The organism is Variovorax sp. P5_A3, assembly GCF_056400665.1.
In genome coordinates, this window is record NZ_JBFUKW010000007.1 from 49,784 (window position 1) to 71,110 (window position 21,327).

Consider the following 21,327-nt stretch of genomic DNA (forward strand, 5'->3'; position numbering starts at 1 on the left):
GACATGCCGGGCAGCGGGGTCAGAGAGCGTAGGTCGCCAGCTGGAAATCCGGGTCTTCATCGAAGCGCTTCAACGAGAAGCCGAGTCGCTTCATCAGCTTGAGCATCTCCGCATTGCCGGCGAGCACCAGCCCATCCATCTCGGCGAGGCCCTTCTCGCGCGCAGCCTCGATGATGCTTTCCATCAGCCGCGAACCGATTCCCCTGCCGCTGAATTGATCCGCGACCAGCAGAGAGAACTCGCAGCTGCGCTGGTCGGGGTTGGTGATGTAGCGCGACACGCCCACGATGCGCTCGGTTTCGTGGATCTCGCCGGCCGCATCGGTGGTGCGTTCGGAGAACACCGCCACGAGTGCCATTTCCCGGTCGTAGTCGATCAGCGTGAAGCGCGAGAGCATCCCCGGCGGCAATTCCTCGAACCAGGACATGAAGCGGAAGTAGCGGCTTTGCGGGGATAGATGCTGCACCAGGTCCTGCAGCATCTGCGCGTCGCCGGGATGAATGGGTCGCACGGTGTACGTACCGCCACCTGGCATCGGCCAGACGCGCTCGTGCCGCGCCGGGTAGGGCAAGATGGAGAGATGGAGGTAGTCGCCGGCGCGGCCGCCCTGGGGATGAGGTGCGTTGTCAACCAGGATGCGGGCGTCGACCGCCACCGCGCCCGAAGCGTCGACAATGATCGGATTGATGTCCATCTCGCGCAGCTCGGGCAGTTCGCACACCATCTCGGAGACCCGCAGCAGCAGTTGCTCCAGCGATGCCATGTCCACCGCACTGGCACCGCGCCATTCCCCGAGCGTCTCGGCCACGCGCGAGCGTGCGATGAGCTGGCGCGCGAGGAAGGTGTTGAGCGGCGGCAGTTCCATCGCGCGGTCGTCGATGAGTTCGATCATCGTTCCGCCGGCGCCGAACACGATGACCGGGCCGAACGGCCGGTCCGTCACGAGTCCGACGTGGACCTCGCGGCCGCGTTGCGCACGTGCCATCTTCTGCACAGTCACGCCGTTGATGCGGGCGTCGGGCATCAGTCGCGCGACGCGCTCCACCATGTCGCGGTAGGTGTCGCGCGCGCTCGCTCCGTTCATGATGTTGAGCGCCACGCCATCGACGTCCGACTTGTGGCTGACATCCGGCGAATCGATCTTCAGCGCCACCGGGAAGCCGAGCTGCGTCGCGATCATCATGGCCTCATGCGCACTGCGCGCCAGCAGCGTCCTCGTGATGGGGATATGAAAGGCCGACAGCAGCGTCTTGGACTCCATCTCGGTCAGCACCTTGCGGCGCTCCGCGAGCACGCTTTCGATCACCAGGCGGGCGCCTTCGATGTCGGGCTTGGCCATGGTCGACAGCGGCGGCGGAATCTGTTGCAGCAGTTGCTGGTTTTGATAGAAAGCCGCGATGTTGCCGAAGGCGCCGACGGCAGCTTCGGGCGTGCGGAAGCTCGGGATGCCGGCTTCGTTGATGATCGCGCGACCTTCCCCTACCGAGGCATCGCCCATCCAGCACGACAGCAGCGGCTTGCTGATCGAGGCGTGGACATTCAGGAGTGCGCGGGCCGTGGCCGACGCGTCGGCGCCGGCCTTTGGCGAAAAGATGGCCAGCACGCCATCCACCTGCGTGTCCCTGCCTGCCGACGCTATGGCCGCCTCGTAATGCGCCGGCGTGGCCTCTTCGGACAGGTCGATGAGATCGGACAGGGACGCCGTCGCCGGCAGCAGGGGCGCCAGAACCGCGATCGAATCGGGCGAGAGCCGGGCGAGTTGAAGGGAGAGCTCGTTCACCCAGTCTGCCGCCAAGACACCGGGGCCGCCCCCATTCGTGACGATGGCGAGGCGGCGGCCCACCGGCCGATAGCGCGATGCCAGGCATTTGGCTGCGGAGAACAGCTCCACGAACGAGCGCACCCGCACGGCGCCCGCCCGGCGCAGCGCGGCGTCGAACACATCGTCGCTGCCGACGATGGTGCCGCTGTGGGTCTGCGCCGCCTCGTTGCCGCCGGGTTTGCGACCCGCCTTCAGCACCACCACGGGCTTTGCATTGGCCGCCGAACGCAGCGCGCTCATGAACGGTCGCGCGGCGTGGATGCCTTCGAGATACACGATGATGCTCTGGGTCTGCCCGTCGTTTGCCAGGAAGTCCAGGACTTCCGCGATGTCGAGGCAGCCGTGCCGTCCGACGGAGACGACGCAGGAGAAGCCGACCATGTTCTTGTGGGCCCAGTCCAGCATGGACGCGGTGAGCGCGCCCGACTGCGACACAAGCGCCAGCGAACCGGTCCGGGCGAGGGGGCCGGCCGCACTCGCGTTGAGCTGCAGGTGCGGGCGCTGGAAACCCAGCGAATTGGGCCCCAGCAGGTGGATGCCTTCGTGCTGCGCGATCTTCCTGAGGGCCGAAGCCTGCGCCGCGTCCATGCCGCTCGAAATCACCAGTGCGGTCCGGCAGCCGATGCGCGCCGCGACTTCCAGCGCTGCGGCAACTTCCTGTGGCGGCAGGGCGATGATGGCCAGGTCCGCGCGAGTCTGGGCCAGGTCGCCCAGTGTGCCGCTGGTCCCGATGTCGAGGAACTGGAGCGTGCCGGTGAAGCGCTGGGCGCGCAGTGACTCGTGCAGCACCTGGGCCAGGGTGGCCGGACCGGGGGCAGGATCGGCCGGATCGGGCGCTTCCGCCCGTGCGCCTGCGAAGACGACGACCGATGCGGGGGAGAAGAGCGGGGCGAGGTAGTGCTTTTCCATACCCTCAGTCTGCACCCATCAGGACCCGGACGTGCGCTGCCGCGCTGCGCGCGAGGGCACTCAGCGCATAGCCGCCCTCGAGGCAGGAGATGACCCGCCCCTGGCAGTGGCGGCGCGCCACCGCCATGATCTGCCGCGTGACCCACTCGTAGTCAGCTTCGACCAGGCCGAGGTTGCCCATGTCATCCTCCCGATGGCCGTCGAAGCCGGCCGAGACAAAGATCAACTGCGGCGCGAAGGCCTCGAGCGCGGGCAGCCATCGGTGCGTGACGGCATCGCGAAACGCCTCGCTGCCCGAGCGTGCGGGCAGTCCGATGTTGACCATACCCACAGCGGCATCCTCCTCGCCACAGAACGGGTACAACCCGCGTTCGAAGGTCGAGCACATGAGCACCCGCTCATCGCCGCGCAGGATGTCCTCGCTGCCGTTGCCGTGGTGCACGTCGAAGTCGATCAGCGCGACGCGCTGCAGTCCGTGCACGTCGAGCGCGTGCCGCACCCCGACCGCGACGTTGTTGAAGAAGCAGAACCCCATGGCGGCCTCGCGTCCGGCGTGGTGGCCGGGAGGGCGCACGCAGCAGAACGCGTTGGGCACCTGGCCGCTGAGCACCAGGTCCGTGGCCAGCACCGCCGCACCAGCCGCCCGCAGCGCCGCAGAGATCGTGCAAGGATTCATGGAGGTATCGGGATCGACCTGTCGGTGGCCTTCCACGGGCGATGCGGCGATGAGGTCGCGAACGTAGCGCAGCGAATGGGCGCGGCTGAGCTGCTCGAGTGTCGCGGCCGGCGCGTCGTGCGGGACCATGTAGTCGAGGAGTCCCTTGATCAGCAGATGATCGTGGATGGCCGAGAGCCGGTCGGGCGATTCCGGGTGTTGCGCCCCCATTTCGTGCAGGGCGCAATCCGGATGGGAGATGTAGGCTGTCAGCAAGGAGCCGGTCCCTCAGTGGGCCATGAGAACTGGCATCGTCATGGAGTCCAGCACCGTCCGGGTCGCACCGCCGAGCACCAGTTCGCGGGCGCGACTGTGACCGTAGCAGCCCATCACGATCATCTCGGCACCGCACTCCGCGGCGCACGAAAGCAGATCGTCGCCCGCATGACGACTTGTGAGCCCGGCGTGCTCGTGCACGCGGGAGATACCGTGCAGCCCGAGATAGTCCCGCACGTCCGCAGGGGCGGCCTGCGTCTCGTCGTCGTCCCCGGCCACCAGATGCACCTCGCTGGCACCTTTCAGGAAGGGAAGAGCGGCCGTGATCGCCCTTGCGCACTCGCGTGTCGCCTTCCAAGCCACCAGCACCGTCCTCGGCGCGACGCTTGCCGCTCCGGTGTACGGCACGACGAACGCGGGCCGCCCGCTGTCGATGATCACCGACGCCACGAAGTCGGCTGGTACATCGAAGCCTTCCGGATCGCCGGGATCGCGCTGCCCAAGGAACAGCAGGTCGGCGGTGAGCGCTCTGCGCGAGAAGGTCTCGATCACCGGCTCGCCATTCAACTCCAGCCACTGGCAAGGCTGCGCGCTCGCGGCGCGTGCCCGTTGGAACACGCCCATGGCATGCATCCGGTGGTCGAGATCGACCTGCCCCCCCATCGGCATCGACGGAACCCCGCCCGCCAGGGGCAAGAGCGGCAGGTAGCGCGGCACGACCGCGAACAGCGCGCTCACCCGTGCGTTGCACGTCGCGGCGTAACGAAGTGCGAGGTCCAGGCGGGTCTCGGTGCGCGCGGAGCCGTCCAGGTGGACGAGAACGGATTGGGTCGAGGTCGACATGATCCTGCTCCTGCCGATGGTGAAAGCTGTGCGAAAGAATCAGGCAGGTGTCAGCGGCGGTGCGGGCTTTCGGCCGAGGTCTGGCAAGCGGCGCATCGGATGGCAGTCGGCTGCACCAGCATGCGGTCTCGCGGAATTTCCTCGCCGCAGTCGATGCACAGGCCGTAGCGGCCGCAGGCCATGCGTTCCTGGGCCTGTTCGATCTCATGCAGGCGGTGACGGTCGACCTCGATCTCGGCGAATTGCACGTCGTCCAAGCGCTCTGTTTCGGCCTCGTCGGCATGGCTGTGGACCTCATGATCGCTCGCGCGCGTGCTGCGTTCGACATAGGCCCCGGCGCTGCGAAGCTCGTCCAGCACGCTGCGCTTCAGGATGTCGAGTTGCAGGGCAAGGGCTTTGCGATCTGAAGTGGTGAGAGTTTCCATGGGGTCTTCGTTTGGATGGTGCTGAACAATCGTCGCCCCATTTCGCCTGCTGAGGTTTGACGCGCATCAAGTCGCTGCGATCCGGCTGGCGCAATCGTCAATGCGAGGGGAGCAGAACGGCCGCCCCCTGGAGACGACCGGCCCGCACATCCGCGATGGCTTCGTTGGCTTGCTCCAGCGGATAGCGCGTGATGTGGACCTGCGGAGGATGCGCCCGCACCACGTCCAGAAACTCGTGGGCGTCGAGCCGCGTCAAGTTGGCCACCGAGACGAGTTGGCGCTCCTCCCACAGCAGCCGGTAAGCGAATGCCGGAATGTCCGTCATGTGGATGCCGCCGCAGACCACGCGGCCCCCCTTGCGCACAGCGCGCAAGGCCAGCGGCACCAACTCGCCCGCGGGCGCGAAGATGATGGCGGCATCGAGAACCTGCGGCACTTCGTCCGCACCTCCGGCCCACGTGGCGCCGAGGCTGCGCGCGAAAGCCTGTCCCGCCGCATCGCCGGCGCGCGTGAAGGCGTAGACCTGCCTGCCCTGGGCCACCGCGACCTGGGTGATCAGGTGCGCGGCCGCGCCAAAACCGTAGATGCCCAGCCGCTGCACGTCATCGCCGGCGGCCTTCAGGCTGCGCCAGCCGATCAGGCCGGCGCAGAGCAGGGGGGCGATGCGCTCGGGTTCCTGCGCCAGGCCGCCCAGCGGCAAGCAGAAGTCGGCTTCGGCCACGACGTGGCTCGCAAAGCCGCCGTCGCGGTGATAACCCGTGAAGCGCGGCGTGTCGCACAGGTTCTCGCGACCGGCGTTGCAGAAGGCGCAGTGTCCGCAGCTGTGGCCGAGCCAGGGCACCCCGACGCGATCGCCCACGGCAAGCGACTGGACACCGGCGCCGAGCGCTTCGACCTCGCCGACGATCTCGTGGCCCGGGACGATGGGCAATGCGGGCAGCGGCAGGTCGCCGTCGACCACGTGCAGGTCGGTGCGGCAGACCGCGCACGCCAGCACACGCAGGCGCACTTCGCCGGCGGCAGGCTCCGGGACCGGGCGTTGCTCGAGGCGCAGCGCCTGGCCGGCCGCGTAAAGCACCATGGCCTGCACTGACTAGGCCTCGTCCGTCATTCGCATCACCACGCGGCCCTCGACGCGGCAACCACCTGGACCAGCACCTGTCCGCGCGCTACCTCGGGAACGGGCACTTCCTCGATCTGCAAGGGTTGTCCGAATTCATGAACGACGGCGGCTTTCATCTTGCGCATGGTGGGCTCCGGAAAAAGAAACGTTGGAACGGGGTCGAAAGTCACCGTTGCGGCCAGGCTCAGGCCATGTATTTGCCGCCGTTGATCGACAGGGTGACGCCAGTGATGCGTGCGGCGAATCGCTGTGCGGTTTCGATGTTCGATCCGTGATTCACCGCCACGCGATAGCCGGCAGCGAGCAAGGCTTGCGCCGCAGCCGCGCCAATGCCCGACGTGCCGCCGGTCACGAATGCGACTCGCATGCTCACGCCTCGATGAGCAGGTTGTTCACCACCAGGGCGACGCCCGGTGCGGACCATGCAGCCCCTTGCGCAGCCCGGCGTTCCGCCCAGGACTTGACGACACCTCGCAGCGTGACCTGTGCCCCATTGACGATGACCTCGATGTGCCTGGCCTCGCGATCGGCTTGCCGGTGCAAGGCTTCGCTGATCTTCCTCTCGACGTCGGCTGGTGTGAAACGGCTTTTCACCTCGACCAGGTTGGTCACGCCCTTCACGCCGAGCAGATTGCGCACGGCAACTTCGGCCGCCCTGCGCTGGTACTCCCATTCCACCCGCCCGTTCAGCGTGATCCAGCCGCTTTCCACCATCGGATGGATGCTGTTGTCGGGCACAAGCACGTTCCATTCGAGCGTGTTCTCCGCCGCTTTGGCGATGTCCGCGTCGGCGCGCTCGCTGCCGGCCGGGAGCTTGACGGACATTTCGATGGCCAGTGCCTTGACGCCCTTGACGCGCTGGACCGCACGCTCGATGGCGTGTTTCTCCGCGTGACTCGCGGGGTGCCCGCTCAGCGTGACCACGCCATCCTTGACGATCACGCCGATGTCGGTGGCGTTCACGGTGATGGCGGGATCGAAATTCAGCTCGGCGACGATGTCGCTTCTCAGCATGGCATCCGATTTCATCATGTTCCTTTCACAGGTCGGTTTCTCACTGTAGGCAGTGCGGTGGCCACGGGGCTTGCGCTGGATCAAGCGCGGCGAAAGCACCGCTAGCGGACCAGGACATAGCTGCCCGGAGCGTCGCTAAGCGGGGGCAGGCCTGGGCGCACGCTGCAAGACCGGGTACCCGCGATGCCCTCTGTCAGATCGCGCAGTCCCGCATGCAGCGCGCCGTCCAGATCTCTTTTCGTAGGGTTCATGCACCTGATCCTTGCTGGGATCGAAGTCTGGCCCCACCGCCGCGGCAGCATCCCGGCGGACGCCATTGCGGCGGACAACGCCGAATTCATGGCAGCGTCGGCCGACTACTTGCGCACGCGCGCGGAGGCCGTCGCGCATGTGTTCAGGGACCAGATCCGTGGCCCGGGTCCGCTGTCCCATGACATTCGCCTGGTCGACGACCCCGCGGTGGACGCCGTGATTCGACAGGGTCGCACCAGCGATCTCATCGTGGTCGGGCAGACGAGCGCGGAGGGAAAGGACGCCATGACTTCCGGCAGCCTGCCGGAGCAGGTCGTGATGCACGCCGGTCGGCCTGTTCTCATCGTGCCTCGGAAGCGACTCTCTCACCAATTCGGAAGCAACGTTCTGGTTGCATGGGACGGCACGCGCGAAGCGGCGATCGCATTGCGCGATTCGCTGCCGCTGCTCACACGTGCGGCGAAAGTTGCCCTCGTGTCGGTCGGCATGGCCGACGAGACCGCGGAGGCATCTTCCTATCTGGTTCCGCAGACACTCGCCTGGCTGCAACGCCACGGCGTCCAGGCGAATGCGCAGCGGCTCGCGGCCACCACGGATATCGCGAACCTTCTGCTGCGCTGTGCGACGCAGATCGACGCCGACCTCATCGTGATGGGCGGTTATGGGCATGCACGCCTGCGCGAATTCGTACTCGGCGGCGTCACCCGGGAGATTCTCCAACGGATGAGCGTGCCCGTCCTGATGGCACACTGATTCCGTCGCGCCCTCGGCGCTTCAGCCCCCCGCCGCGAGTCGATGTTGAGGAAAACGACGTCTCTTGCTGCGTTCATGAAGATCTCCGGGTGAGGGTTTGAAGAAGCATCCGTGCGCTCAGTGGCCGCTCGCGCCTGACGCGCCGACGCCTGTCTCCGAGCGAACCTGCTGCGCCTGGAAGCCGCGCCGGTCGACATCGCCACGCGCACTGGAATCCAGCAGCGAGAAGACCCAGATGCCGAGGAACGCGATCGGCATCGAGAACAGGCAGGGCGATGCGTAGGGGAACAGCGCCGAGCCCGCCGGGTGGCCCAGCGTCGCCTCCCACACGGACGGCGACACCACCGTCAGCGCGACCGATGAAAACAGCCCCAGGAAGCCGCCGATGACGGCACCGCGTGTGGTGCAGCCCTTCCACAGCACGGACATGAACAGCACCGGGAAGTTGGCCGACGCCGCGATCGCGAAAGCCAGCGAGACCATGAAGGCGATGTTCTGCTTCTCGAACACGATCCCGAGCAGCACCGCCAACGCGCCGAGGGCAAGCGTCGTGATCTTCGAGACGCGCAGTTCGGATGCGCTGCCAGCCTGGCCCTTCTTGACCACCGTCGCGTACAGGTCATGCGAGACCGCCGAAGCGCCCGACAGCGTCAGGCCGGCGACGACCGCCAGGATGGTGGCGAAAGCCACCGCAGAGATGAATCCCAGGAACACGTTGCCACCGACGGCGTTGGCAAGGTGGATCGCCGCCATGTTCCCGCCGCCGCGCAGCACGCCGTTGCTGTCGAGGAAGCTGGGATTGGTCAGCACGAAGGTGATGGCGCCGAAGCCGATGATGAACGTGAGCAGGTAGAAGTAGCCGATCCAGCCCGTGGCCCACATCACCGACTTGCGCGCCTCCTTCGCGCTCGGCACGGTGAAGAAGCGCATCAGGATGTGCGGAAGGCCGGCGGTGCCGAACATCAGGGCCATGCCGAACGAAATAGCCGAGATCGGATCCTTGACGAAGTTGCCGGGGCCCATGATCGACTGGCCGATGGCGGCGGCGGCCCCGGCCGTCTTGCCGTCCTTCAGTGCCAGGTCGGTCTTGATGTTCACGGCGCCCGCGAACATGGCTTCGGGGCTGAAGCCGAAATGCCAGAGTACCGACAGCGCCATGAAGGTGGCGCCTCCGAGCAGCAGCCCGGCCTTGATGATCTGGACCCAGGTCGTGGCCGTCATGCCGCCGAACAGCACGTAGACCATCATCAGCGAACCGACGATGACCACCGCGATCCAGTACTCGAGTCCGAAGAGCAGCTTGATGAGCTGGCCCGCGCCGACCATCTGCGCGATCAGGTAGAAGGCCACCACGACGAGCGTGCCCGAGGCCGCGAAGATGCGAACAGGCGACTGTTTGAACCGGAACGCGGCGACGTCGGCGAAGGTGAACTTGCCGAGATTCCGCAACCGTTCGGCCATCAGGAAGGTGAGGATGGGCCAGCCCACGAGAAAGCCGATGGAGTAGATCAGCCCGTCATAGCCCGCGGCCATCACCGCGGCGGAGATGCCGAGGAAGGACGCCGCCGACATGTAGTCGCCTGCGATCGCCAACCCATTCTGAAACCCGGTGATGCCGCCGCCGGCGGTGTAGAAATCGGCCGCCGACTTGGTTTTCGCGGCGGCCCACTTGGTGATGAACAGCGTGCCGACGACGAACAGGCCGAACATTCCGATGGCGGTCCAGTTCGTGGCCTGCTTCTGCGCCTGGCCCAGATCGGCCCCGGCGGCCCAGGCCGCCGAAGTGAGAGTGAGAAGCGCAATCAGCGCGAGCGCGCGGCGCGCGGCTTTGGCACTGGGTCTCATCGCAGCGCCTCCTTGACCACCGCGTCGGACAGCACGTCGAACTCGGCGTTGGCCCGGTTCACGTAGTAGGCGGTGATCGCGACGGTGAACACGATCACACCAAAGCCAATCGGCATTCCCAAGGTCATCACGCCATCGCCGAGCCGCTGGGAGAGGAAGGGCTTGTTGAACGCCACCAGCAGAATGAAGCCGTAGTAGACGATCAGCATCAGCAGGGTGAGCGTCCAGCCGAAGCGTGTTCGCTTGGCTTTCAGTTCCCTGTATTTTGGTTGCTCCGCGATCCTTTGAACCAGGCTGTCGTCCATGAATGCTCCTTTGATGGTGGTTGGTGGCACGGCCGAATTGGATGACGTCCGGTGCGCGGACTCCTTGCGCTAGCGCAAGGTCTGGCGATGCGGCATGCGCGACGATGCGTCCCATCGAAGGAGATATTCATGAACCAGACGGACAGGAAGCAGGTTTCGAAGGCATATGCGCCGCCGGCCGGGATGGCACGTTCGGCCCATGTCGCCGGGCGCGCTGCCTACGACGCGCTCGTGGCGGAGTCCGAAGCGGACTACGAGGGCTACTGGGCGCGTCTCGCGAAGGAATTCGTTGTCTGGAACAAGCCCTTTTCCAAGGTGCTCGACGACAGCCGCGCGCCTCACTTCGAATGGTTCGCGGACGGCACGCTGAACGTCTCGTACAACTGCCTGGATCGCCAGGTGGAAGCCGGTCGCGGCGACAAGGTCGCGATCATCTTCGAGGCCGACGATGGCTCCGTCACGCGCGCGACCTATGCCGAGCTGCTCGCGCAGACGTGCCGGCTGGCCAACGCCCTCAGGGAGCAGGGTGTCGGGAAGGGCGATCGCGTCGTGATCTACATGCCGATGTCGATCGAAGGCGTGGTGGCCATGCAGGCCTGTGCGCGTCTCGGCGCGGTTCATTCCGTGGTGTTCGGCGGTTTCTCGGCACACTCGCTTCGCGATCGCATCGCCGATACCGGCGCGGTACTGGTCATGACCGCCGACGAGCAAATGCGCGGCGGCAAGGCGCTGCCGCTGAAGGTGCTGGTCGACGAGGCACTGGCGCTCGGCGGGTGCGAGTCGGTGCGCAAGGTGATCGTCAACCGGCGTACCGGCGGCGCGATCGCCTGGCAAGACCACGACTGCTGGCTGCACGAGATCACGGCCGGCCGTCCCGCAACCTGCGAGCCCGAATGGGTGGGCGCCGAGCACCCGCTGTTCCTGCTCTACACCTCGGGCTCCACAGGCAAGCCCAAGGGCGTGCAGCACAGCAGCGGCGGCTACCTGGTGCATGCGGCCGTGACGACGAAATGGACCTTCGACATCCACGACGATGACGTGTTCTGGTGCACCGCCGACATCGGTTGGGTGACGGGCCACACCTACATCACCTATGGCCCGCTGGCCATCGGTGCGACCGAGGTGGTCTTCGAGGGCGTGCCCACCTATCCGGACGCGGGTCGCTTCTGGAAGATGATCGAACGCCACAAGGTGACGGCGTTCTATACGGCACCAACCGCCATCCGCTCGCTGATCAAGGCGGCAGACGGTCACCCCGCGGTGCATCCACGCAACTACGACCTGGGAAGCCTGCGCGTCCTCGGCTCGGTTGGCGAACCCATCAATCCGGCCGCCTGGGAGTGGTACCACGAGCATGTGGGTGGCGGACGCTGCCCGATTGTCGATACCTGGTGGCAGACCGAAACGGGCGGCCACATGATCACGCCGCTGCCCGGCGCCACGACGCTCGTGCCGGGATCGTGCACGCTGCCCTTCCCGGGCATCATGGCCGCGATCGTCGACGAGACAGGCGGCGATGTTCCGAACGGCGAGAGCGGCATCCTCGTGATCAAGAAGCCCTGGCCCAGCATGATTCGCACGATCTGGGGCGACGACGAGCGCTATCGTGCGAGCTACTTTCCGTCGGAGCTGCGCGGTTACTACCTCGCGGGCGACGGCGCGGCGCGCGACGCCGACTCCGGCTACTTCACGATCGGCGGAAGAATCGACGACGTGCTGAACGTGAGCGGCCACCGCATGGGCACGATGGAGATCGAATCGGCCCTGGTCTCATGCACCCATCTGGTGGCCGAGGCGGCGGTCGTGGGCCGGCCGGACGACACCAGCGGAGAAGCCATCTGCGCGTTCGTCGTGCTCAAGCGGGCGCGCCCGAGCGGCGAGGAGGCACGCAAGCTCGCGGCCGAACTGCGCAACTGGATCAGCAAGGAAATCGGCCCGATCGCCAAGCCCAAGGACATCCGCTTTGCCGACAACCTGCCCAAGACGCGCAGCGGCAAGATCATGCGTCGGCTGCTGCGCTCCGTGGCCAAGGGTGAAGCGATCACGCAAGACATCTCCACGCTCGAGAACCCCGCCATCCTCGACCAGTTGTCCGAGGCGCATTGATGGCCGGCCCGGTCTCGACCCATCACGCGGGAACGGCGGAGCACGCATTCAAAGGAACCCCTCATGCAGACCCCGAAAACGATCCTGCTTCACCTCGACAGTTCAGCACGCGCCACTGAGCGGGCCCGGGTCGCCCGGCAACTGGCCGAAGTATTCGACGCCGAAGTCACCGGCCTGCCGTGCACGATGTCGGCGCTGATGCGCTATCCCTATGCGCTGGAAGGCGCGGCCGAGGCCGTGGCCATCATGCAGTCCCTCGACAAGGACTGTCGCGACAAGGCTCATGCCTCCTTCGCGGCTGCCGCCGCCGGATCGCCTCGCATGCATTGGGCCGAACCCATGAGCGATGCGCCCTGGGGTTTCGCGCGGCGTGCCCTCTACGCCGACCTGTTGGTGCTGGGCCAACGCGACGGCGACGATCCCGAGGCGGGAGAGCTGCCGGTCGACTTCGTCCCCAGCCTCTTGGTCGAATGCGGGAAGCCCGCGCTGGTGCTGCCCTACGCAGGAGCCATCGGCCCCGTGGGGCGCACCGTCCTGATCGCCTGGAAGGAAACAAGGGAATCCGCGCGCGCCGTGGCGGCTGCGCTGCCATGGCTGACGCGTGCGCAGTCCGTGCATGCGGTCAGCTACGGCGAAGCGGCGGACGCTTCATTGCGCAGCCTGCAGGGCTATCTGAAGGCGCAGGGAGTGAGCGTCACCTTGCATTCCGGCGGGCCGGAAAAGGGCAATGCCGGGGAAAACCTGCTGTCGACGGCGGCCGACTTGAGCGCGGACTTGCTGGTCATGGGCTGTTATGGCCACAGCCGCGCGCGCGAATGGGTGCTGGGCGGTGCCACGCGATCGATCCTCCAATCCATGACGCTGCCGGTACTGATGTCGCATTGATCCCGCGCGGGCGACCAATGCCTGCCTTCAACCGCACTTCCAGGATTTTCAACATGACGTCCATGACCCATTCCCGCGCGCACCCCGAGGACTTCTCGCTGCTGGACGCATGGTGGCGCGCGGCGAACTACATCTCCGCCGGCCAGATCTATCTGATGGACAACCCGTTGCTTCGGGAACCGCTTGCGCTGGCGCACATCAAGCCGCGCCTGCTCGGGCACTGGGGGACGACGCCGGGCCTGAACTTCAGCTACGCGCACATGAACCGGGCCATCAAGTCGCGGGACCTCGACGCGATCTTCGTGGCGGGACCGGGCCACGGGGGACCGGGCGTGGTCGCCAACACCTGGCTCGAAGGCACCTACAGCGAGGTGTACCCGGCCATCGGTCGTGACGCCGAAGGCCTGCGCCGCCTGTTCACGCAATTCTCGTTTCCGGGCGGCATCTCGAGTCACGTGGGCTCCGAGACGCCGGGTTCCATCCACGAGGGCGGTGAGCTTGGCTATTCGCTGTTGCATGCCTATGGCGCCGTGTTCGACAACCCGGACCTGATCGCCTGCTGCGTGGTGGGAGACGGCGAGGCAGAGACCGGCGCGCTGGCTGCGAGCTGGCATTCGAACAAGTTCCTGAATCCGGCGCAGGACGGTGCGGTGCTGCCCATCCTGCACCTCAACGGCTACAAGATCGCCGGTCCGGCGGTGCTGGCACGCATCGGCGACGACGAACTGGCGCAACTGATGCGCGGCTACGGCTACGAGCCGCATTTCGTCTCGGGGCACGAGCCTGATGCGATGCACCACGCGATGGCGGCCGCGCTCGACGCATGCCTGGACGCGATTTACGCCATCCAGATGGAGGCGAGGTCGGACGGCTTCAGCCGGAGGCGCAACTGGCCCATGATCGTGCTTCGCTCCCCCAAGGGCTGGACCGGCCCCAAGGTGGTGGACGACATTCCGATCGAAGGCACGCAGCGCGCGCACCAGGTGCCGCTTGCCGGCTTCAAGGACGACCCGACGCACGTGGTGCTCCTGGAGGAGTGGCTGCGCAGCTACCGGCCGCAGGAACTGTTCGACGCCGACGGCGCCTTGCGCGCGGAGATCGCGGAACTTTCGCCCCGCGGCACGCGCCGCATGAGCGCCAACCCACATGCCAACGGGGGCCTGCTGCTCAAGGACTTGCGCATGCCGGATTTCCGTGACTACGCGGTAACGGTGACCGCCCCGGGGGCCGAAAAGGCAGAAGCCACGCGCGTGGCCGGCCAGTTCGTGCGCGACGTCATGCGCCTGAACGCGCGGGATTCCAATTTCCGCGTGGTGGGACCTGACGAGACCAGTTCGAATCGCCTGGACGCGGTCTTTGAGGTCAGCAGCCGAACCTCGACCGCCGAAATCCTTCCAGGCGACGATCATGTCTCGCCCGGCGGGCGCGTGATGGAGGTGCTCAGCGAGCATCTGTGCCAAGGCTGGCTCGAAGGCTATCTGCTCACGGGGCGTCACGGCCTGTTCTCGTGCTACGAGGCCTTCATCCACATCGTCGATTCGATGTTCAACCAGCACGCGAAATGGCTCAAGGTGTCGCGCCAGATCCCTTGGCGCCGGCCCATTGCCTCGCTCAACTACCTGTTGACCAGCCACGTCTGGCGGCAGGACCACAACGGCTTCAGCCACCAGGACCCGGGTTTCATCGACCACGTCGTCAACAAGAAGGCCGAGGTGGTGCGTGTCTATCTGCCGCCTGATGCGAACACGCTGCTCTCGGTGATGGACCACTGCCTGCGCAGCCGCAACTACGTCAACGTGATCGTGGCGGGCAAGCAGCCCGAGCAGCAATGGCTCGACATGGCGTCTGCGGTGAGGCACTGCAGCGTCGGCATGGGCATCTGGAGCTGGGCCAGCAACGACCAGGGTGGGGTGCCCGACGTCGTCATGGCCTGCGCCGGCGACGTCCCGACCCTGGAGACCCTCGCCGCGGTGGACCTGCTTCGCCAGCAATTGCCGGACTTGAAGGTACGCGTCGTCAACGTCGTGGATCTCATGACGCTCGAATCACCTTCGGGTCACCCGCACGGCCTGTCGGACGCGGAGTTCGACTCCATCTTCACCGAGGACAAACCGGTCATCTTCGCCTACCACGGCTACCCATGGCTCATCCATCGGCTGACGTACCGGCGCACCAACCACGACAATTTCCACGTGCACGGCTACCAGGAAGAGGGCACGACCACGACGCCTTTCGACATGACGGTGCTGAATCGGCTGGATCGCTTCCACCTCGCGGCCGACGCGATCGACCGCGTGGCGCGCGTCAGGGATGGCGCGGGCCATGTGAAGCAGCATCTGCGCGACCGTCTTCAGGCGCACCGGGCATGGATCACGTCCCATGGAGAGGACATGCCGGAGATCCTGGGCTGGCGCTGGGGCGTACCAACGCGGACCTGAACAACCACGCCGGCTCCCGGTCAGCTGCTGGTCGCGAGACCAGTGCCTACCGCATCAGCACATCGAGTGGATCGCTCGAAAGTCGGGCGCCGGCAGCGATGCGGACGCAGGGATTGGCGGTCGACTCGAGCTTGCGCCACAAATCGCCCGCCAACAGCGACGCCCCGGCTGTGGCCCACGCCGCGGTCCCCACGATCAAAATGCCGCTGGGGTCCAGTTCGAAAGTCGGGTTGCTGATCGTGCCGGTGACTTTCGCGACGCCGCTCGTCAGGCCCAGCAGGCTGAAGCGGAAGAGCTCGCGTCGCACCGCGCGATACCCGAACAGGATCTCGCCTGTGTTGAGGTTCGCCGCGCCACCGCCCAGGATGTCCAGATGCTTCAGGCGCAGCGCCACGCCGTCGCTCGAGGTGGCCACGCCGTCGGCGATGGTGAAGCGCGCAGCCGCACACTCGAGTTCGGCGTTGTCGTTCGCCCTGCGGCCGGGGACCAGCGCCAGGAGGAGATTGCCGGCAATCCTCTCGAAGCCATAGCCTGAATTGATGGGCAATGTGCCCGCGCCGGCGGTGAGCAGGAACTCGCCGCGCCCTGCCGCGAGCATGTTGCGCAGCGTGCTGCCGGCGCCAGCGAGCTGCGCGCTCATTGACACCAACGGCCTGGTGGCCCTGCCCGGCCCCGCGCGTGCCGTATACAACGCCTCCGTATCGACCTCCTTGAGCGAGAGGCGCAGCGCCACGCCCGGCACTTCGGGGCGCAGATCAAGGCGCAGTTGCCCGCGCAGCTCGCCTTCGGCCGCTGCGGTTGAAACCTCGATCAATCCGTTCGTGAGTGTGCCGTCGAGTTGCAGCTTTGCCAGGTCGTATCGATGCAAAAGGAAGCGCTCTGCTCGCAGCCGCAGCTGCGCGTCGCGTGAGAGCAGGTACGGCATGCGGATGGAGCGGTCCAGCACAGGTGTCTCGTTCTCCGCGGATTCCTCCCACTGTGTGGTATCGATCAGTCTGGACGTGAGATCCGCTGACAGATTCAGCCGGTCGCGCCACCGAATTCGCACTTGCCCAGCCGCATCCGACTTGCCGGCCTGCGCGCTGAGATCGTCGATGGCCACCTCTCCGTCTCCCGGCGTGACCTGTCCCGCTGCGCTGAACGGGAGGGCAGGCAGGCGCGCAGCGGTGAACATCTTCGCCGTCTGCGCCAGGTTGTCGATCTCGATCCGGGCGGCAAGCCGCGTGCCCGCGGGCGCCGCCAGATTGCTCACGTTGCCCTCCAGGGTCGCTCGCGCGCCGGGCAGCGTTGCCTGCAATGCCACCGGCACGTCGCGCAGGCCGATCAGACGCTGCAGCGGCCCACTGGTCGCCACGACGTGCAGCGTTTCTCCACCCAGGGACGTGCGCAGATTCGCTTCGATCTTTGGCCACGCGGTCCCGGGATCCAGCAGTTCGACCAGCGACCCCGCGACCACCGTCAAATTCATCGGAGCGCCGAGTGCATGGCCCACCGCGCTCGCGCGCACCGGGCCACCCGGTGCCACCTCGATGTTCGCTTGCTCCACTTGGACGGGGGAGCGGTCGCGACCCACTGCAAGGGAGAAGGGAGCATTGCGAATGGAAAGCTTCGCCTGCTTCATGAGGTCGCGCAAGCTCGTGCCCTGCGAGCCGAACTGGACTTGCAGACCCCGGATCGAGCCGCTCGTCGTGTCCGGACGATTCGGCGAGCGCAGCAGCGCCGCCACGTCGATGCGGTCGGCACTCGCATTCGCATCGACGCGCCATGCCCGTCCGCTCGTATCGAGGGTGACATGGCCCTCCACCGGCGCGCTGGCGACCGTGGCAGATGTCAGGTCGATATCGAGCTTGCCGCCCCGCACATGCGCGAGCGCAGCAACCTTGCCGACCGACACCGGTGCGCCCGCAATGCGGGCAACGTCGAATTGCAGCCTGGCATCGAACGCGCGCAGCGGCGCCAGCGGCAGTGGATCGTCGAATGCACCGCGCGGTCCTGGTTTTGCCGTGTTGCCGCCGAGCTTGGCGAAGTCGAGCACTGCGATGCTCGCATTGCCATCGATCTGCGGCCGGCCATGGCTCCAGCGAATCGTGCCGTCTCCCGTGACAACCGTACCAGCCAGTGTGGCGGCAAGCCCCTGCAGCCGGACCACGTCGTCGCGCCAGAGGACTCGGCCGGTCAAGTTCCTGGCCGGGACCGGCAGGCCGGTGATGGCTGCGATCCGCACAGAGAGATCCGCTTCGACGCGTTGGAGCCACGCCGGCGCGCCCGCACCGGCGACGTCCCGTGGTCGTGACTCGACCGCGGCCGATTCGACAGCTTTGACATCGGGCTGACCAAAGTCCAACCGGCCGAGGCTCAGCGCGCCGGTGAGCAGCGCGCGCGGCGCGCTTGCGTACGCGAGATCTCCTGACACCGCCGACGCGAGTACCTGCCCACGGATGTTCGTGGCTGAATAGCCTTCCTTTGAATGTCTCACGTGAGCTGCGATATCCACGGGCAAGGGCCGGCTCAGGCGCGGGCCCGCAAGCAGGCGCAGCGGCGCCAGCGCGTCGCCACGGGCGGTCAGCGCCAGATCGAACTCCGTGGCGTCGGCCTTGGGCGTGATGCTCCCCTTGGCGCTCAGCGTGAAGTCCGCAAGCTCGGCGCGCAGCGTGAGAGGCGTGATGCCATCGATCTTTTGGAGCTCAGGCCATGGCGCGCTGCTGGCATCGAGCGAGAACGCCGCTTCACCGATCCGGCCTTCGACCGTCAGCCGCGTGTCCACGCTCGCGCCGAGCACAGCCTTGCCCGAGCCGATCTCGAGGCGCGACGGCTGCATCGGCAGTCCATCGAGCGAAAGACTCAAGTCTTCGACCTGCAGGCTGCCTCGTGCGTAGCGTGTCTGTGCCGACAGACGATACGGGCCCCATCCCGGCAATGTTCTCGCCAGGACGCGGGACCAAGCGTCGAGACGCTCGCCCGTCATCTCGAATCCGAGTTCGACACCCTCGAGCGATTCAATCGATGCCAGCCGCACGTTGAGCGTGAGTGACGCGCCCTCCGGTTGCAGGCCGATGGTCAGGCGCCACGGCTCGCCGCGAAGTGCAGCCTGCACCGAGGCGTTGGCCTCCACCTTGAATTGCATCGGAGTTTCTCGATAGGCGGCTTGCCCTCGAAGCCGGAACGGCGCGTCGTCGCTGATCGTGGCGTCGGCGGTATCGACACGAACCTGCTCGACGGAGCCGCCGCTTTGCCGCCAGCCGATATGTACGTCGGTCAGCGACACGGTGCCGAAGTCAGGCAACGCCGGGCGCTGGGTGCTCCGATCGGGTGTGCCGAACGCCCAGTTGCCTTCGCCCTCCTGATTGCGCTCGAGCAGCAGGTCGACACCCTCCAGGTGCACGCCGCGCATTTCGACTTGACCATTCCACAGGGCGACGAGATCGACGCGCGCCTCGCCGCTCGCAGCGGTGGCGAAGGACGGTCGCGATGCCCATGGAGGGTTGGCGATGCGCAGATCACGCACGGAAAAGGTCGGTCGCAGGGCAAGGTCGAACGACACACTTCCGATCGACACCTCCCGATCCAGAACGGATGAAAGCCTTCGCTCCAGGGCTCGCTTGTAGACGTCGGCGTCGAGTGTCTTCAGGAAGACCAATACCCCAGAGACAGCGGCAAGCAGCAGCCCTATCGCCAACAGCAGCAACCTGGTTGTGCGTCGACGCCGTGGCGACCCGGATGTGGTCATGGACTGGGCAATGAGAGACGGGGAGTCGGGGAGTCGGGTCGCAGGATGGGTGACGAGCGAAGTGCCGCCATCGTAGCGCGCCGCATACGCGAAGAGAGACGAAGCAGAAGTCGCGAAACGCCGACGCGGCCGATCGAGTACAACGGGGCGCCCCCAGCTCGGACTGGCTTGATGTGCGTCAAGGATCACTGGGCCGTCGCGGCTAGGATAATACGTCCCAGCGTGCGCAGGAGTTTGGCCATGCCGACAAAAGATCGTCGAGCTGCGCAAGGACAAGGCGATGTCGCCCTTTTGCACGCTGCCCGGATCGAATCCGAAGGCACATCCGCAATGATCGTCGACCGTACGTTGGTGGAAGCGCTGCGCGAGCACTTTCGCGCGGAAACGGGACAGGCGGTGTCGCTGATCGAAACGCACATCTCCTGGGTCCTGCTGGTCGATCGCTTGGCGTACAAGCTCAAGAAGCCGGTTCAACTGTCCTTCGTCGACTTCAGCACGCTGACGGCACGCAAGCACTATTGCGAGGAAGAACTGCGACTCAATAGACGACTTGCGCCCTCCATCTACCTGGACGTGGTCCCGGTGTGCGGGACGCGCGACTCGCCGCGTCTGGGTGGTCGCGGCGATGCCATCGATTTCGTCGTCCGCATGCAGCGATTTCCGGAAAGCGCCGTGCTACGCAACCTGCTTCTGGAAGGTCGGCTGGTCGCGGATCAGCTTATGCGTTTCGCACACAGTCTGGCTTCGTTCCACGGCGAAGCGCAGGTCGCGCCGCTGTCCTCGGGGTTCGGCGCGCCGGGCCAGATACTCCGGGCGATGAATGGCGCGCTCGGAGCGCTGGTCGACCACCCCCATGCGGCGCGCGTGGAGACGCTGCGGACATGGGCGGCCCGGCAGGGCGCTTCCTTGAGAGCGGCGTGGATTGAACGACAGTCCCAGGGCGCCGTGCGCGAAGTCCATGGCGATCTTCACTTGTGCAACGTGGCGCTGATTGAAGATGCACTGACCGCGTTCGACTGCATCGAGTTCGATCCGGCGCTGCGCTGGATTGACGTCATGAGCGACGTTGCGTTCCTCACGATGGATCTGACAGCCCACGGGCGGCCTGATCTCGCGTTTCGCTTTCTCGATGTGTATCTGCAACACACCGGCGACTACGCTGGCCTGCCGGTCTTGCGCACCTACGAGGTGTATCGGGCGCTGGTGCGCGCCATGGTGGCAAGCTTGCGTGCGCAGGCACCGGAAGCGGCCCTTGGAGCGGCCGGTCCGGACTATCTTGCGTGTGCGGAGGCACTGGCCTCCCAGATCACGAATCCGTCGCCCCGACTGATGATCACGCATGGCTTGTCAGGTTCCGGCAAGTCGACGGTCGCGGCTGAACTGCTCGCTCTGGCGGGAGCGATTCGCATCCGGTCCGATGTCGAGCGCAAGCGGCTCTTTGGCTTTTCGCCGGTGCAGCGATCGGCCGAACACGGGATTGACATCTACACGCCCGAGGCCACCCGCCTCACGTTCGAGCGGCTGGCGGTGTACGCCCGTTCGGCCCTTCAGGCAGGCTATCCGGTGATAGTCGATGCCGCGTTTCTGCGAAGAGACGAACGTCGGGTTTTCCGGGCGCTCGCAGTCGAACTTCGAGTGCCTTTTTCGATCCTTCACTGCCAGGCTTCCGAAGGCCAATTGCGTCAGAGGGTAGTCACACGCCTGGAAGGCGGCACCGATGCGTCGGAAGCGAATTTGGCGGTTGTGGACCGGCAGTTGACCACCTATGAGCCCCTGGATGAAGAGGAGCGGGCCACGGCGCTCGAAGTCGTTACGGACCAACCGCTGGATGCTCCGTCCCTCCTGGCTCGATGGCTCGCCTTGGCGCCGCGAGTGCAAGGGGGACCGGGCGACGGGCGGACGCACATCGGGCGATGACACCTGCAGGCCAGAATTCGTTGATGCATGGG

The 21,327-nt window shown here is 66.3% G+C and carries 16 protein-coding genes; 5 read left to right on the forward strand and 11 right to left on the reverse strand.

Annotated elements, in window-relative coordinates; all coding sequences use genetic code 11:
* Positions 1-19: 19 nt before the first annotated feature.
* From AC1D3B_RS12620 to AC1D3B_RS12655, 8 genes are all read right to left on the reverse strand, one after another.
* A complete protein-coding gene (locus AC1D3B_RS12620) occupies positions 20-2,731 on the reverse strand; it encodes a bifunctional acetate--CoA ligase family protein/GNAT family N-acetyltransferase (RefSeq protein ID WP_478191014.1) in 2,712 nt (903 codons plus the stop codon).
* 4 nt (positions 2,732-2,735) lie between these two features.
* Positions 2,736-3,662, reverse strand: a complete 927-nt coding sequence (locus AC1D3B_RS12625; RefSeq protein ID WP_478191015.1) for a histone deacetylase family protein — start codon at positions 3,660-3,662, stop codon at positions 2,736-2,738.
* Positions 3,663-3,674: 12 nt separating this feature from the next.
* Complete coding sequence (locus AC1D3B_RS12630) at positions 3,675-4,505, reverse strand: universal stress protein (protein ID WP_478191016.1); 831 nt, start codon at positions 4,503-4,505, stop codon at positions 3,675-3,677.
* A 50-nt stretch (positions 4,506-4,555) separates the two neighbouring features.
* Positions 4,556-4,930 (reverse strand): TraR/DksA family transcriptional regulator, encoded by a 375-nt coding sequence (locus AC1D3B_RS12635; protein WP_478191017.1) that lies wholly within the window; start codon positions 4,928-4,930, stop codon positions 4,556-4,558.
* Positions 4,931-5,027: 97 nt separating this feature from the next.
* Complete coding sequence (locus AC1D3B_RS12640; protein WP_478191182.1) at positions 5,028-6,011, reverse strand: zinc-dependent alcohol dehydrogenase family protein; 984 nt, start codon at positions 6,009-6,011, stop codon at positions 5,028-5,030.
* Between the two features lie 35 nt (positions 6,012-6,046).
* The gene (locus AC1D3B_RS12645) at positions 6,047-6,178 is read right to left on the reverse strand and encodes a hypothetical protein (protein WP_478191191.1); all 132 of its coding nucleotides are present in this window, start codon (positions 6,176-6,178) and stop codon (positions 6,047-6,049) included.
* Between the two features lie 59 nt (positions 6,179-6,237).
* Positions 6,238-6,420 (reverse strand): SDR family NAD(P)-dependent oxidoreductase, encoded by a 183-nt coding sequence (locus AC1D3B_RS12650; RefSeq protein ID WP_478191018.1) that lies wholly within the window; start codon positions 6,418-6,420, stop codon positions 6,238-6,240.
* A gap of 2 nt (positions 6,421-6,422) precedes the next feature.
* Entirely contained in the window at positions 6,423-7,082 is a 660-nt protein-coding gene (locus AC1D3B_RS12655; protein WP_478191183.1) for a BON domain-containing protein, read from the reverse strand.
* 234 nt (positions 7,083-7,316) lie between these two features.
* Between AC1D3B_RS12655 and AC1D3B_RS12660 the strand changes: the two genes are divergently transcribed.
* On the forward strand, positions 7,317-8,072 hold the full coding sequence (locus tag AC1D3B_RS12660; RefSeq protein WP_478191019.1) for a universal stress protein: 756 nt from the start codon (positions 7,317-7,319) through the stop codon (positions 8,070-8,072).
* Positions 8,073-8,189: 117 nt separating this feature from the next.
* On the opposite strand, the gene AC1D3B_RS12665 is transcribed toward AC1D3B_RS12660, so the two are convergent.
* Together AC1D3B_RS12665 and AC1D3B_RS12670 are read right to left on the reverse strand one after the other, a co-directional pair.
* The gene (locus AC1D3B_RS12665) at positions 8,190-9,917 is read right to left on the reverse strand and encodes a cation acetate symporter (RefSeq protein WP_478191020.1); all 1,728 of its coding nucleotides are present in this window, start codon (positions 9,915-9,917) and stop codon (positions 8,190-8,192) included.
* Positions 9,914-10,222, reverse strand: coding sequence for a DUF485 domain-containing protein (locus AC1D3B_RS12670; protein WP_478191021.1), 309 nt, complete (start codon positions 10,220-10,222; stop codon positions 9,914-9,916). Before AC1D3B_RS12670 ends, AC1D3B_RS12665 begins: the two co-directional genes overlap by 4 nt.
* A gap of 183 nt (positions 10,223-10,405) precedes the next feature.
* Between AC1D3B_RS12670 and acs the strand changes: the two genes are divergently transcribed.
* The 3 genes from acs (at position 10,406) to AC1D3B_RS12685 (ending at position 15,651) form a co-directional block, all read left to right on the forward strand.
* The gene (acs, locus tag AC1D3B_RS12675; protein WP_478191184.1) at positions 10,406-12,328 is read left to right on the forward strand and encodes an acetate--CoA ligase; all 1,923 of its coding nucleotides are present in this window, start codon (positions 10,406-10,408) and stop codon (positions 12,326-12,328) included.
* A 63-nt stretch (positions 12,329-12,391) separates the two neighbouring features.
* Entirely contained in the window at positions 12,392-13,213 is an 822-nt protein-coding gene (locus AC1D3B_RS12680; RefSeq protein WP_478191022.1) for a universal stress protein, read from the forward strand.
* Between the two features lie 53 nt (positions 13,214-13,266).
* A complete protein-coding gene (locus AC1D3B_RS12685; protein WP_478191023.1) occupies positions 13,267-15,651 on the forward strand; it encodes a phosphoketolase family protein in 2,385 nt (794 codons plus the stop codon).
* Between the two features lie 46 nt (positions 15,652-15,697).
* On the opposite strand, the gene AC1D3B_RS12690 is transcribed toward AC1D3B_RS12685, so the two are convergent.
* Complete coding sequence (locus AC1D3B_RS12690; RefSeq protein ID WP_478191024.1) at positions 15,698-19,378, reverse strand: AsmA family protein; 3,681 nt, start codon at positions 19,376-19,378, stop codon at positions 15,698-15,700.
* Between the two features lie 171 nt (positions 19,379-19,549).
* Here AC1D3B_RS12690 and AC1D3B_RS12695 point away from each other — a divergent pair, with 171 nt between their 5' ends.
* A complete protein-coding gene (locus AC1D3B_RS12695; RefSeq protein WP_478191025.1) occupies positions 19,550-21,295 on the forward strand; it encodes a bifunctional aminoglycoside phosphotransferase/ATP-binding protein in 1,746 nt (581 codons plus the stop codon).
* The last annotated feature ends 32 nt before the right edge of the window (positions 21,296-21,327 follow it).

What these genes read in the sequence shown, in the direction of transcription:
- AC1D3B_RS12685 (WP_478191023.1), top strand. Translation starts at nt 13,267, where the DNA reads ATGACGTCCATGACCCATTCCCGCGCGCACCCCGAGGACTTCTCGCTG.
- AC1D3B_RS12680 (WP_478191022.1), top strand. Translation starts at nt 12,392, where the DNA reads ATGCAGACCCCGAAAACGATCCTGCTTCACCTCGACAGTTCAGCACGC.
- AC1D3B_RS12620 (WP_478191014.1), bottom strand. Translation starts at nt 2,731, where the DNA reads ATGGAAAAGCACTACCTCGCCCCGCTCTTCTCCCCCGCATCGGTCGTC.
- AC1D3B_RS12665 (WP_478191020.1), bottom strand. Translation starts at nt 9,917, where the DNA reads ATGAGACCCAGTGCCAAAGCCGCGCGCCGCGCGCTCGCGCTGATTGCG.
- acs (WP_478191184.1), top strand. Translation starts at nt 10,406, where the DNA reads ATGGCACGTTCGGCCCATGTCGCCGGGCGCGCTGCCTACGACGCGCTC.
- AC1D3B_RS12635 (WP_478191017.1), bottom strand. Translation starts at nt 4,930, where the DNA reads ATGGAAACTCTCACCACTTCAGATCGCAAAGCCCTTGCCCTGCAACTC.
- AC1D3B_RS12695 (WP_478191025.1), top strand. Translation starts at nt 19,550, where the DNA reads ATGTGCGTCAAGGATCACTGGGCCGTCGCGGCTAGGATAATACGTCCC.
- AC1D3B_RS12645 (WP_478191191.1), bottom strand. Translation starts at nt 6,178, where the DNA reads ATGCGCAAGATGAAAGCCGCCGTCGTTCATGAATTCGGACAACCCTTG.
- AC1D3B_RS12655 (WP_478191183.1), bottom strand. Translation starts at nt 7,082, where the DNA reads ATGAAATCGGATGCCATGCTGAGAAGCGACATCGTCGCCGAGCTGAAT.
- AC1D3B_RS12650 (WP_478191018.1), bottom strand. Translation starts at nt 6,420, where the DNA reads ATGCGAGTCGCATTCGTGACCGGCGGCACGTCGGGCATTGGCGCGGCT.
- AC1D3B_RS12640 (WP_478191182.1), bottom strand. Translation starts at nt 6,011, where the DNA reads ATGGTGCTTTACGCGGCCGGCCAGGCGCTGCGCCTCGAGCAACGCCCG.
- AC1D3B_RS12660 (WP_478191019.1), top strand. Translation starts at nt 7,317, where the DNA reads ATGCACCTGATCCTTGCTGGGATCGAAGTCTGGCCCCACCGCCGCGGC.
- AC1D3B_RS12670 (WP_478191021.1), bottom strand. Translation starts at nt 10,222, where the DNA reads ATGGACGACAGCCTGGTTCAAAGGATCGCGGAGCAACCAAAATACAGG.
- AC1D3B_RS12630 (WP_478191016.1), bottom strand. Translation starts at nt 4,505, where the DNA reads ATGTCGACCTCGACCCAATCCGTTCTCGTCCACCTGGACGGCTCCGCG.
- AC1D3B_RS12690 (WP_478191024.1), bottom strand. Translation starts at nt 19,378, where the DNA reads ATGACCACATCCGGGTCGCCACGGCGTCGACGCACAACCAGGTTGCTG.